Genomic DNA, 11,997 nt, shown 5'->3' with positions numbered 1-11,997 from the left:
CGGCGCCACGCGCTGTTTCAACACGCGATTCATCGCCCGGCATGGCTGCTGCGTCTGCGCGCCGACCGTGTGCGTCAAGCGGCCGGCCAGGATGTCCGGGAATCGCGCGGATGGCTCGACGCGCGTGCCGCTTGCCGCCGCCGACAGGCGAATGCAGCGTTCGCCGTCGAAGGTCCCCGCGTCCCCAGGCTACCGCGCCGGCAAAGCGCGTGCTCCGGGCGAACCAGCGGGACCGTCGGGTCGTGAAGGTCATGGAATCCGTCCCGCTGTCGAGCACGATCCGTATCGACGAGCGTCCGGCGAAGCGGCCGTCGACCCGCGTGATGAACGGATTCCACGCCGGGTACGCGACGCCGTCCGCGATCACTGAGCAGAGCAGGCCGAGCTTTCTTTGAGACGGCGCATCGCCTTTCGTCCGGAGAGGCCGCGTGGGTTCGCGGTTTCCGCCCGAGCGCGCGAGGCGGGGCGCGATGCCCTTTGCGCATGGCGAGCGGTGATCATGACGCGGTTCGGCACGGTTCCGAATACGATGAAGTCGCGCTTCATTCGACTCCTCTCGCGATGAGACGGCGGCGTATCGGCTCGACGCGAGTGCGGGTGGGAAACGTCGGACGCGTCGTGTTTCGGCGGCTTGAAAATTCCGCGGCTGAGGCGACGGGCGGACCCATCGGGCAGGGTCGTTCTTGCCTGCCGCGTGTCAAATTCCTCGCGTTTCATGAACTGCCACACTCGCCCGGATTGACCGCAATTGCTAGCGTGTCGGACCTGCTGCTAAGATCCGCTCCAGCTCATCCAATCGGCATCGACCTCGATGAACATGAAATTACGTGTGCGGATCGCTCTGATCATCTCGGTGTTTGCGGCTTACCGCGCATACGAACACGTCCAGCGTATTCTGGCCGGCTGCATCGATTATGGCGAGCATCAGCGCTGCAGCTTCGAGAACGCGGATAATTTCGAGGGCTGGCTGAACCTCGATCTGCTCTTCACGTGCGGCTGGATCGCGGCCGCGGTGCTGTGCTGGATCGGCATCATGCAACAACCGGGAAAGAACCCGCGCTGATTCGGCGGGCGGCATCGACACCGCGCGCCCCGCTTTCACACCGACCCACCGGGCCTCGCTTGCCCACGGCATCGGTCTCGCCGACGAATCCCTCACTCTCGCTACCTGCCCCGGCTGAACGACGGAGCCGCACGTCTTCGACCGAACGCGGGATGCGCGCTCGATCGCCGATATGACGCATCGCGCTCGACGCGCACGCCGAACGCGCGTGCCGCCGCCGCTTCCCGCGTCCGGACGGCTTCGGCGCGTTGCCATTACAATCCAGCACTTCAATCCGACAACCGTGAATTTCGCCATGAAACACCTTCTCGCATCGACATGCGCGGTGCTCGTCGCAGCCGCGAGCACCGCCGCGACAGCCCAGACATCCGCGGGCGGCGATACGCCCGAACGGCAGTGCGCGATCGGTTATGTCTCCGGGATCGGCGGATCGGCGCGAAGCATGAACGAGTACCTTGCGCTGTCCGACCGGGACAAGTACCGCTACTTTGCGGACCACTCGCTCCAGTGCCAGGTGTCCGACGAAGGCCGCGCGTCCAATTGCACCGGCCTGACGAACCTTCGGCGCGAAAGAGTGAGCGTGTACGAGGACATCGACAGCACGACGATGTCCGTGGTTGCGCGCGTGGAACTCGACCGGGGGACTTATCCGGCGATCATCGTCGTGCGCAAGCAGGATGTGAAGTGCGAGGAATGAACGCCCTCGCGAGCGGTGGGCGGTAGCGAGCGGGTCGAAGTCGCGCTCGATTGCGGATTTTCCGTTTGATGCGCGGCCGTTGCGCGATGCGTGAGCGATCGGCATCGATCGAGGCGACGCGGCAGGGCGACCGGCATTCACCCGCGTTGCGAAAGAAGATTCCGGCCTTCGTCATCCCGTCGACGCGATGCCCTTCAGCTGAAGTCGACGCGGATTTCGCACCGGTAATCGCCGCGGACCTCCGGCGCATTCCGGCGCGCGAAACGACTGCGCGCCGCAAGGGCGCCAACGCACTGACAAGCGGCCCCCGATGCGTGCCCGTCCCTCCCCGCAAACGTCACCACGCGTGACGTCGGCGTCGCGGTGACCTGCGTGCCGCACGCTTTCCTGCGCGAGAGCGCCGCGATTCTTTCTCCGCGCATGAACGGGACGTTCCCATCGAACGTCCGTTCGGGTTTAGGCCTTGGATTGCTCGTCTTCGCCGTGCAGCAGCTTCTTCTTGAATTTTCCGACCGTGCTGTGGTCGTGGCCGTAGCTGACGACTCGATAGACCGAGCGGGCGATATTGCCGTGCCCGACGTTGCAGATGATCGTTCCGTTCGCGCTCTTGAAATCCTTGGCTTCCACGCCCAGCCAGTCATGATTCTCGATCGTCGTTTCGATCCGGCAATCGCCCGGAATGTCGACGCCGATCTTGGCGAGGAACGCGCGGGGCTGGCCGAGGTATTCGAGGTATTCCGCCGGCGTGCATTCCCAGAAGTGCACGTGAAACGGCTCGTCATGAATGATTTTGGAACGCGCTGAGAGATCCACGATCTTGGTCGGCATGTTTCATCTCCACGTTGCTTTGAATCATGAAGGATGTCGTAGCGCCGGCGCGCGCATTCGCTCGCGCTGCGGGGGAAGCGCCGGCCGGCCCTCATCATTGAAGGACGCGCTAGAGGCGAAATCAAGTTTTACGCTCGCGTGGGCGGTGCGGCGCCGGTCGGCGCGAGAGACCTGCTCGGCGTTTCCATCAGCGAGCATTCGTGAGACGCGGGCGCCCCCTTCCCGTCGATGCGATGCATGAGCGTGTCGCTTGCGGGAACATGGGAGGCGCGTGCATGCCGATGGTGGCGGCGGCGGTTTTTTTCGTCGTCGCGAGGTGGCGGCGACGACGCATGCCGCTCCATGGCAAAACATCGAATGTGAGCGCCGGCGCGGTGCCGGGCGGGCACCCGAACTGTCGCTGACGGCGTGCGAAGAAGATCAGCGGGAACGCGCACCGAGGCCGGCCCGATGCGTTGAGCGGGACGCGGCTCGAACCCGAACGGCAAAGCGTTCGATCGGGTGCCGCGCACCCTGGCGCCGATATTTCCGGCGTCGGGGCTCGCAACGTGTGACACACGCGTGTTTGCCGGGAACGGCCAGGCCCGCCCTGGGCTTCACCCCGCACGCGAGGGACGGGGACTTCACTGACCCGCCGGCCCCGCATAGGCGGCTTGCAGCGCGGCAACCTCGAACTTCGTCATTTTCATCATGGTGTCGGCCACCCGCTTGGCCTTGACCGGATCGGTGTCGGCCATCATCGCGATGAGATCGTCCGGCACGATCTGCCACGAGACGCCGAAGCGGTCCCTGATCCAGCCGCAGCCGTCGGGCGTGCCGCCGCTGTCGAGCAGGGCGCTCCAGTAGCGGTCGAGTTCCGCCTGATCGCGGCAATTGATCATGAAGGAGATCGCATGATTGAACGACTCCTGCCGCTCGTGGCTCATGGCGATGAAGGGCTGCCCGAAGAGCACGAACTCGACTATCTTCGTGGCGCCCGCGCTCGGCACCGACGTGATCCGAGTGACGCGCGAGTCGGGAAAGATCTCCGCATAGAAAGCCGCGGCTTCCTCGGCTTGCGTGGAGTACCAGAGAAAAGGCGTGATCTTCTGAATCGTCATGGCATATCTCCTTGTGTTGGCTATATGAGCGGCAAGCTGTGTGCCGCCATTGAGACGACGAAGAAATACCATTGAGATCGACATGCCGAGAAGCAAAGTTTCACTTTTTATCGACGTTGGCCAAGCGGATGCGACCCCAGTTGGGTTGCGGTCCGCGTGTTCATCGGGACGCGGAAAAAGCGGTTTCGCGCGCATGGCGAATCATGGCCGCCGCCGGGCTTTGCGGACAGCCATCGATGCGTCCCGTCTGTTAGGGATCGGATCGCGCGGAGGTTCACCGACAGCGGTGAAGCGGACGTATCCCTGCCATGGGGCGGCAACCCGAGGTTCGGAAGGTGGCAGGCGGGGTCAGCCTGCCGGCTGCTGCTGCGCGAGGTTGTGTGCCAGACGCCGATCCGCCGGCCGTCGGCATTTCTTAAGAAAGTATCGCCGCTGCGGTCGGCGCGACGCGACATGCCGCTCCGATCACCACGGCACCACTCGGCCGAGATAGTCGAGGTAATGCAGGCCCGTGCGTCCTTCGCAAGCATCGATCGTGTTCAGCAGGTTCGGAATGCTTTCCTCGATGCTCAAACGCGCTTCCGGTCCGCCCATGTCCGTGCGCACCCAGCCGGGCGCCATCAGCAGCAGGGTGCGCGGATCGTCGGCGTGGCGAGCCGCGAAGCTGCGCATGAACATGTTCAGCGCCGCTTTGCTGCCGCGGTAAACCTCGTAGTTTCCGTTGACGTTGTTCGTGACGCTGCCCTGCCCGGAAGACATCACGCCGATCGTTCCGGTGGGACGCACGAGATCCTGGAAGGTCTCGATCACCCTCATGGGGCTCAATGCGTTGGTCACCATCACGCGGACGAACTCCTCGGTCGAGACGTCGGCGATGGTTTCCCGGTCGTCGTTCTTGACGCCCGCATTCACGAACAGCACGTCGATCCGCCGGTCCGCGAGCCGCGCGCGCAAGGCCGCGACTTGCTCCGGGATCGTGATGTCGACCGTTTCGACTTCGAGCGCGCCGGCGAGACGGCGGAGCCGGTCCGTCGAGTTGGCCCGCCCGGTGGCGATCACGCGCCAGCCGCGCCGGAGGTATTCCTCGGCCATCGCGAGCCCGAGACCACGGGATGCGCCGACAAGGAGGAGGGTTTTCTGCGTTGCCAAGGTTTGCATAGGATCGGTTCCTGTCGATGACGCCCGGGCGGGCACGTCGGGATGAAGTTCGGCGGTAGCGGGCCGGTCCAGGCAATATATCGGCGCATGCGAGAGGGCGGAAGGCGCGGCGGCTGCATTCATCACTTGCGCCGGACGCCTTGTCCCGATCGGCGGTGTTACGATCCGGCCATGTCCGAACCCGATCTGAACCTGCTGATTGCGCTCGATATGCTGCTGGCCGATGGGAGCGTGGCGGGCGCGGCGCGCCGATTGGGACTGAGCGCCTCCGCGATGAGCCGGACGCTGACCCGGCTGCGCGCGGCGACCGGCGATCCGCTGCTGGTCCGCGCGGGCCGCCAGATGGTATTGACGCCGTACGCCGAGAGCATCCGCGAACGCACGCGTCATGCGGTGCACGAAGCGCGTGCCGTCCTGCGCCCGTCCCCGACGGCGCCCGATTTTTCGACGCTCAGGCGCACGTTCACCATTCGGAGCAACGAGGGTTTCGTCGAGGTGTTCGGCTCGCCGCTGATCGCCGCCGCGACGGCGGCCGCGCCGCACGTCTGTTTGCGCTTCGCGCCGAAACTCGCCAAGACCCCCGCGCATTTGCGGGACGGCTCCGCCGACCTCGAAATTGGCGTGCTGGGCGACATGGGTCCGGAAGTGCGCGTGCAGGCGCTGTTCCGCGATCGTTTCCTGGGGGTCGTCAGAAAAGGGCATCCGCTCGAACGCGACGGCCCGGTCAGTGCCGAGCGGTACGTCGCGTTCGGTCATGTCGTGGCTTCGCGGCGAGGCAAGACAAGCGGTCCCGTCGATGAAGCGCTGGCCGCGCTGGGTCTCGAGCGCACGATCGTCGCCGTGGTGCCGAGTTTCCCCGCTGCGCTGACCGTCGCCCGCACCTCGGACCTGGTCGCGCTCGTGCCCGCCTCCTTCATGGACAATCAAACGGCCGCGCAGGGAACGGAGGCGGGCGGCGCCACCTACGCCTTCGAGCTGCCCGTCACGACGGAGCGGATCACCGTGTCGCAGATGTGGCATCCCCGTCTGGAGGTCGACCCCGTGCATCGCTGGCTTCGGCAACTGGTGCTGTCGGTCTGTCGGCGGCAGGCGCCGCTCTGAGCGGGGGGATGGGCGGCGTCGCTTCGGCCGCGCGTGTCGGCATCGGACGCCCCTGTCGCCGGGGCGCGCGGAAATACGGCGTCCGGCGCCGATCCCTCCCCTCATCGACCTGCGCGGGACGCGAATCCCGGTTGATGGGCGACCGAACGCATGCCGCCCGGCGCGCCCTGCCGGGGTCCGCCGCCGCGCCGGATGACCGCGACGGCCGTTGCGCCTAGACTGTCGTTCGTCATCGGGACACCGGGAACCCCAGGCGGCCCCCGCGCAACACGCGAAGCGCGCTGGCCGTCTCCATCTCGAACCAGGGAGCGCACGATGCACTACGAGCTTTACTACTGGCCCGGCATTCAGGGCCGCGGCGAATTCGTGCGGCTGGCGCTCGAAGCGGCCGAAGCCGAATACGTGGACGTGGCGCGGCAATCCGCGCGGAAAGGCCAGGGCGTGCGCGCCATGATGCGTCTGCTGGACAGCGAGCCGACAGCGTACCCGCCGTACGCGCCGCCCTTTCTCAAGGCCGGCGACCGGATCATCGGGCAAACCGCCAACATCCTGCTGTTTCTCGGCGCGCGGCATCGTCTGGCGCCCCGGGACGAAGCCGGGCGGCTGTGGGTGCATCAGCTGCAACTGACGGTGGCCGATTTCATCGTCGAGATCCACGACACCCACCACCCCATTTCCATGAACCTCTACTACGAGGATCAGCGGGAGGAAGCCGCGGCGCGGACGGCGGATTTCATCGCGCACCGCCTGCCGAAGTTCCTCGGCTATTTCGGCAAGGTGCTGGCCGGCAATCCGCATCGGAGCGGCTATCTGGCCGGCCGTCGCCTGAGCTATGCGGATCTGTCGATGTTCCAGCTGATCGAGGGGCTGCGCTACGCGTTCCCGAATGCGATGGCCCGTATCGAGCCGGAGCATGGCGGGTTGATCGAGCTGCACGACAGGGTGGCGCGGCATCCGCCCGTCGCGCGCTATCTGGCATCGGCGCGGCGGATTCCGTTCAACGAGGAGGGGATCTTCCGGCATTACGCCGAACTGGATCGATAGCGGCGGCGCGCGGCGTTCGACCACGCGAGCGATCGACCGCCCCCGGCCGCCCCGCAGCGGCTCGCGGCACCCGATCGATCCGTTACCATTCGCCACGTCAAGACATCTCCTCTTTCGCCTCACATGCGCATCCTCCACACGTCCGATTGGCACCTGGGCCAGAATTTCATGGGCAAGAGCCGTCAAGCCGAGCATCAGGCGCTCATCGACTGGCTCATGGTTCAGGTCGACGCTCATGCCGTCGACGCCGTTCTCATCGCCGGCGATATCTTCGATACGGGCACGCCGCCCAGTTATGCACGCGAGCTTTACAGCCAGCTCGTCGTGCGGCTCCACGAGGCCGGTGTCGCGCTGCTGCTGCTGGGCGGCAACCATGACTCGGTGGCCACGCTGCGCGAAAGCAGCGCGTTGCTCGAGCGCCTGTCGGCGCATGTCGTGCCCTCGGCGGATGCGCCGCACGGTCAGGTCCGGGTGCTTCCGCTGCGCCGCGCCGATGCCGGACGCGCGCCGGGCTGCGTCGTCTGCGCGATCCCGTTCATTCGCGCGCGCGACGTGATGCAAAGCGAATCCGGGCAAAGCGCCGAGGACAAGCAGCAACAGCTTCTGCGTTCCATTCAGGCCTACTATCACGCGGTATTCGACGCCGCCCGCGCGCGTCGGGACACCCTGTCGCGAGAAGCCGGGCGGCAGTTGCCGCTGATCGCGACAGGCCATCTCACGACCGTGGGCGCCAGCACGACCGAATCGGTGCGCGAAATCTACGTCGGCGCGCTCGACGCCTTTCCGACTTCGGCATTTCCTCCCGTCGACTATCTCGCGCTCGGGCATATCCATCGGCCGCAAAAGGTGGGCGGGATCGAGCACATCCGCTATAGCGGCTCGCCGATCGCGCTCAGCTTCGACGAGGCCGCCCAGCAGAAGGAGGTGCTGCTGGTCGATCTCGACGAAACGGGTTTCCGGTCCGCCACGCCGCTGCCGGTGCCCGCGTTCCAGCGGCTCGTCGCGCTGCGCGGCAATCTGAAATCGCTCGCCGGCGACTTCCCGCGCATCGCGCAGGAGGCCGCGTCCGAACCGCCCGCGTGGCTCGAAGTCACCGTGGCCGAGGACGATTACCTGTCGGATCTGCCCGCCCGGATCCAGGCGCTGGCCGAAGGGCTTCCGCTGGAGGTGCTGCGTATCCGCCGCGAGCGGGGCAAGGCGGGCGCGCACCTGAGCGGGGACGCGGGCGTGACGCTCGACGAGCTTGACCCGCACGACGTATTCGCGCGCCGGCTCGCGCAGGAGGCACTGCCGGACGCGCTGCGCGATTCGCTGATCGAGCGCTACCGGCGCGTGGTGGCATCCACCGGGGAGGACGCGGCATGAAGATTCGCAGCCTGCGTCTCAAGAATCTCAATTCGCTGAAAGGCGAGTGGCAGATCGATTTCACCCGGCCGCCGTTTTCCGAAAACGGGCTGTTCGCGATCACGGGGCCGACCGGCGCCGGCAAATCGACGCTGCTCGACGCGATCTGCCTCGCGCTCTACCACGAGACGCCGCGACTCAAGACCGTTTCGGCGTCGGCGAACGACATCATGACGCGGCACACCGCCGACTGTCTCGCGGAAGTCGTGTTCGAGGTCAAGGGCGAGATCTATCGGGCGTTCTGGAGCCAGCGCCGCGCCCGCGACAAGGTCGACGGCGCGCTTCAGGCGCCCAAGGTGGAACTCGCGAAAGGCGACGGCACCATCCTGACGACCCATGTCAACGAGAAGCTCAAGGCCGTGACGGAGATCACGCGCCTCGACTTTCCACGCTTCACCCGCTCCATGCTGCTCGCGCAGGGCGGGTTCGCTGCATTCCTGAATGCGAACGCCAACGACCGCGCGGAGCTGCTGGAGGAGTTGACGGGAACCGAGATCTACGGCGAGATTTCCCGCCGCGTGTTCGAGCGGGCCGGTGCGGCCCGCGATACGCTGAAAGCCCTGCGCGCGCAGGCGGACGGCATGGACCTGCTGACGGCGGAGCAGCGCGGCGTCATGCAGCGGGACATCGCGGCGTTGACGGAACGGATCGGCGTGGCGGCCGGCCGGCTCGGGACGCTTCGCGATCACCGGCAATGGCGTCTCGATCTGGCGGCGGCCGAAGCGGCGGCGCAAGCGGCGCAGGCACGCTTGGCGAAGACGAACGACGCGCTCGGCGCGGCAGCCGTCGAACTGGCGAGACTGGCCGCCGGCGAGCCGGCCGAGGCATTGCGCGCGCTTCACGAGGCCGCGGGGAGCACGGAGGCAGCATGCCGCGCGACCGAGGCGGAACGCGCTGCGCGCCGCGGTGAACGCGTCGAGCGGACCGTGACGCAGTATCGCGAACATGCGATCGCGGCGAAGCTGGCCGAACGCGTGAGCGACGACGCACAAGCGCGGCTGCGGGTGCTCGATGCGGAGCAACGCAAGCTCGAGGCGCAAGGCGAATCGAATCGGCATCATGCGGCGCTGGGCGAGCAGACGGGAACCTGGCGGCAGCAGTTCGCGCATCGCCGCCAGGCGGCGGGCGAGATCGACGCGCGCGAGAAAAGCCGGCGCGAGTTGAACGCCACGCTTGAACTCGAACGGGAAAAACTCGTCAAGCAGCGCGACGCGGTCAAGGCGGCCGAACTCGGCAAGCGCGAATCGGAAGCGCAGCTCAACCGCCTGCAAACCGCGCAGGACGAGCGGCTGGCGGGCCGTACGCTCGCCGGCTTGCGGCAGCGCTGGCAAGCGGCGCAGGACGATCTCGGCACGTGGCTGAAGCTGGAGGCGATCGCGGACCGGCATCGCGACCTCGCGACCGAGCGCGACGCGCTCGCCGCCAATCTGAAGCGCATCGAGGCGGAGATCGTCGAACGCGAGGCCGCGTTGCAGATGTGCCGGCGCGCCGATGAAACATTGCGGGCACAGGAAGCGGACAAGCAGAAGCTGCTTGAACAGGAGCAGGTGATTCGCAGTCTGGCGGATCACCGGGACCGGCTCCAACCGGGCGACGCGTGTCCGCTGTGCGGTTCGCCGGAGCATCCGGCGATCTCCGCTTACCGCGCGCTCGATGTGTCCGCGACCGATCACGCATTGCGCGCCCTCAAGGCGGAGATCCTGGCGTCCGACAAGCAGATCCAGGGCATTTCCGGGGCGCTGTCCGAGCGTCGCGCTATCCGGACAGAGTATCGGACGCGGGATGAACGCCTGTCGCGGGATATCGCGCAGAGTCAGCGGAACGGGGACGACCTCGCTGCTTCGATCGTCGCGGTGCGGCCGATCGGCGCGGCCGGGTGGTCGCAAGCCGAGTGGGTGACGGAGAACCGGGCGTCCGCCGATCGCGCGGCCGAGGAGGTGAAGCGCACCCTGGATGCCGCCGAGAACGCGGAAGGGGAGCTGATCGGCAAACGCACTGTCGATGCGGAATGCGCGCAAGCGCTGCTGATGACGCGCGCTGCCGGCGAGCGGCTGACGCAGACGATCCGGACTGGCGGGGATCGTCACGCCGAGATCGGGCGCGAGATCGGCGATCTGCGCGCGGCGCTGACGCGCGACGAGGAAAACCTGCTGGCGTCGATCGGCGCGGCGGGATTCGCGAACGCGGCGCTGCCCGCGGACGCCGAAGCCTGGCTGGGAGAACGGGACAACGAATGGCGCGAATGGCAGCGCGCGCAGCAGCGGTTGCAGACGCTGTCGCACGAGCGCGTCCGGGAGCAGGCGCACGACGAAGCGGCGCGCGCGCAGCGTGAAGCGTGGCGCGCGCGTCTCCAGGCCCTCGAGGCAAGCCCGGGCGCGGAAGGGGCGACGGGGGGCGATATCGATCTCGCGACGATCGAGGCACCCGGTCGACGGCTATCGGAATGCGCGGCGGGAATCGAGGCGCTCGCCCAGGCGCTGGCATCGCTCGACGGGCGCATCGTCGAACTCGACGGGCTGCAGGCGCGGCAACGCGCGGCGTCGGCGGACGCGAACGCCAATTGGGGGACCGCGCTGGCCGCGAGCCCGTTCCCCGATCAGGCCGCCTTTCTCGCCGCGTTGCTGCCCGCCGACGAACGCAAGCGCCTGGGGGACATGAAGCTTCGGCTCGAACAGGACCGGCAGACCGCCGACACCCTGCATCAGTCCGAGCGCGAGAAGCTGACGAAGCTGCAATCGCCGGTTCGGACCGAGGCAACGCTCGACGCGCTGACCGCGCAGATCGAATCGCTCGACACCCAGAGCGCCTCGATGAACGGCCAGATCGGCGGCAAGCGCGAACTGCTGGCGCGGGACGACGCCTTGCGCGGGAGCCAGCAAACCCTCTTGGCGCAGATCGACGCGCAATCCGGCGAGAACGACATCTGGCAGCGGCTCGATTCGCTGATCGGTTCGGCGAAGGGCGACAAGTTCAGAAAATTTGCCCAGGGCCTGACGCTCGACCATCTGCTGCTGCTCGCGAACCGGCATCTCGATCGCCTGCATGCGCGCTATCTGTTGAGGCGCAAGTCGACGGGCGAACTCGAACTGGAGATACTGGACCGCTGGCAGGCCGACGCGACGCGCGATACGCGCACGCTCTCGGGCGGCGAGAGTTTTCTCGTCAGCCTTGCGCTGGCGTTGGCGCTTTCCGATCTGGTGAGCCACAAGACCTCCATCGATTCGCTGTTTCTCGACGAAGGGTTCGGCACGCTCGATGGCGATACGCTGGAGATCGCCCTCGACGCGCTCGACGCGCTCAATGCGAGCGGCAAGATGATCGGCGTCATCAGCCATGTCGAGGGGATGAAGGAGCGCATCGCGACGCAGATCAGGGTCGAGAAGGGCGGCGGCATCGGGCATTCGCGCCTCGTCATTTGACGGGCGGCCGAGTGCCTTGGCCGAAGGGCGCGGTCATGCGGAGACGCGCCGCTCGACGGTGGCTCATGCGGGCTTCGACCGCTCACGACGGCCGCATCGCCGCCGCGCCCGGTCGGCGAGATCCGCCATCGTCGACGCGCGCTCATCCGGCAGGCTGCGCGGCTGGCCGTCGTTCGCCGCCTG

General features: G+C 67.1%; 10 protein-coding genes. 7 read left to right on the top strand and 3 right to left on the bottom strand.

Going from position 1 to position 11,997, the window contains the following annotated elements; genetic code table 11:
* Positions 1-251: 251 nt before the first annotated feature.
* From RZR99_RS24190 to RZR99_RS24180, 3 genes are all read left to right on the top strand, one after another.
* A complete protein-coding gene (locus RZR99_RS24190) occupies positions 252-395 on the top strand; it encodes a hypothetical protein (RefSeq protein ID WP_323122305.1) in 144 nt (47 codons plus the stop codon).
* A gap of 416 nt (positions 396-811) precedes the next feature.
* Positions 812-1,063, top strand: coding sequence for a hypothetical protein (locus tag RZR99_RS24185; RefSeq protein ID WP_323122304.1), 252 nt, complete (start codon positions 812-814; stop codon positions 1,061-1,063).
* A 295-nt stretch (positions 1,064-1,358) separates the two neighbouring features.
* Positions 1,359-1,760, top strand: coding sequence for a hypothetical protein (locus RZR99_RS24180; RefSeq protein ID WP_323122357.1), 402 nt, complete (start codon positions 1,359-1,361; stop codon positions 1,758-1,760).
* Positions 1,761-2,216: 456 nt separating this feature from the next.
* Here the strand turns inward: RZR99_RS24180 and RZR99_RS24175 are convergent, their stop codons facing one another.
* The 3 genes from RZR99_RS24175 to RZR99_RS24165 all read right to left on the bottom strand — a co-directional run bounded on the left by RZR99_RS24175 (position 2,217) and on the right by RZR99_RS24165 (position 4,846).
* The gene (locus RZR99_RS24175) at positions 2,217-2,588 is read right to left on the bottom strand and encodes a hypothetical protein (RefSeq protein WP_323122303.1); all 372 of its coding nucleotides are present in this window, start codon (positions 2,586-2,588) and stop codon (positions 2,217-2,219) included.
* 623 nt (positions 2,589-3,211) lie between these two features.
* Positions 3,212-3,688 (bottom strand): VOC family protein, encoded by a 477-nt coding sequence (locus RZR99_RS24170; RefSeq protein WP_323122302.1) that lies wholly within the window; start codon positions 3,686-3,688, stop codon positions 3,212-3,214.
* Positions 3,689-4,153: 465 nt separating this feature from the next.
* The gene (locus tag RZR99_RS24165; RefSeq protein ID WP_323122301.1) at positions 4,154-4,846 is read right to left on the bottom strand and encodes an SDR family NAD(P)-dependent oxidoreductase; all 693 of its coding nucleotides are present in this window, start codon (positions 4,844-4,846) and stop codon (positions 4,154-4,156) included.
* Positions 4,847-5,017: 171 nt separating this feature from the next.
* Here RZR99_RS24165 and RZR99_RS24160 point away from each other — a divergent pair, with 171 nt between their 5' ends.
* From RZR99_RS24160 to RZR99_RS24145, 4 genes are all read left to right on the top strand, one after another.
* On the top strand, positions 5,018-5,947 hold the full coding sequence (locus tag RZR99_RS24160; protein WP_323122300.1) for a LysR family transcriptional regulator: 930 nt from the start codon (positions 5,018-5,020) through the stop codon (positions 5,945-5,947).
* Between the two features lie 315 nt (positions 5,948-6,262).
* Entirely contained in the window at positions 6,263-6,991 is a 729-nt protein-coding gene (locus tag RZR99_RS24155) for a glutathione S-transferase (protein ID WP_323122299.1), read from the top strand.
* 123 nt (positions 6,992-7,114) lie between these two features.
* Complete coding sequence (sbcD, locus tag RZR99_RS24150; protein ID WP_323122298.1) at positions 7,115-8,356, top strand: exonuclease subunit SbcD; 1,242 nt, start codon at positions 7,115-7,117, stop codon at positions 8,354-8,356.
* Entirely contained in the window at positions 8,353-11,814 is a 3,462-nt protein-coding gene (locus tag RZR99_RS24145; protein WP_323122297.1) for an AAA family ATPase, read from the top strand. Before sbcD ends, RZR99_RS24145 begins: the two co-directional genes overlap by 4 nt.
* The last annotated feature ends 183 nt before the right edge of the window (positions 11,815-11,997 follow it).

It is taken from the genome of Burkholderia alba (assembly GCF_034721475.1).
Lineage (GTDB): Bacteria > Pseudomonadota > Gammaproteobacteria > Burkholderiales > Burkholderiaceae > Burkholderia > Burkholderia alba.
The sequence above is the reverse complement of the archived record's forward strand: the minus strand, read 5'-3'. Positions and strand labels throughout refer to the sequence as shown.

Coding starts and splice junctions, on each gene's coding strand:
- RZR99_RS24190 (WP_323122305.1), top strand. CDS start 252: ATGGAATCCGTCCCGCTGTCGAGCACGATCCGTATCGACGAGCGTCCG.
- RZR99_RS24185 (WP_323122304.1), top strand. CDS start 812: ATGAACATGAAATTACGTGTGCGGATCGCTCTGATCATCTCGGTGTTT.
- RZR99_RS24180 (WP_323122357.1), top strand. CDS start 1,359: ATGAAACACCTTCTCGCATCGACATGCGCGGTGCTCGTCGCAGCCGCG.
- RZR99_RS24175 (WP_323122303.1), bottom strand. CDS start 2,588: ATGCCGACCAAGATCGTGGATCTCTCAGCGCGTTCCAAAATCATTCAT.
- RZR99_RS24170 (WP_323122302.1), bottom strand. CDS start 3,688: ATGACGATTCAGAAGATCACGCCTTTTCTCTGGTACTCCACGCAAGCC.
- RZR99_RS24165 (WP_323122301.1), bottom strand. CDS start 4,846: ATGCAAACCTTGGCAACGCAGAAAACCCTCCTCCTTGTCGGCGCATCC.
- RZR99_RS24160 (WP_323122300.1), top strand. CDS start 5,018: ATGTCCGAACCCGATCTGAACCTGCTGATTGCGCTCGATATGCTGCTG.
- RZR99_RS24155 (WP_323122299.1), top strand. CDS start 6,263: ATGCACTACGAGCTTTACTACTGGCCCGGCATTCAGGGCCGCGGCGAA.
- sbcD (WP_323122298.1), top strand. CDS start 7,115: ATGCGCATCCTCCACACGTCCGATTGGCACCTGGGCCAGAATTTCATG.
- RZR99_RS24145 (WP_323122297.1), top strand. CDS start 8,353: ATGAAGATTCGCAGCCTGCGTCTCAAGAATCTCAATTCGCTGAAAGGC.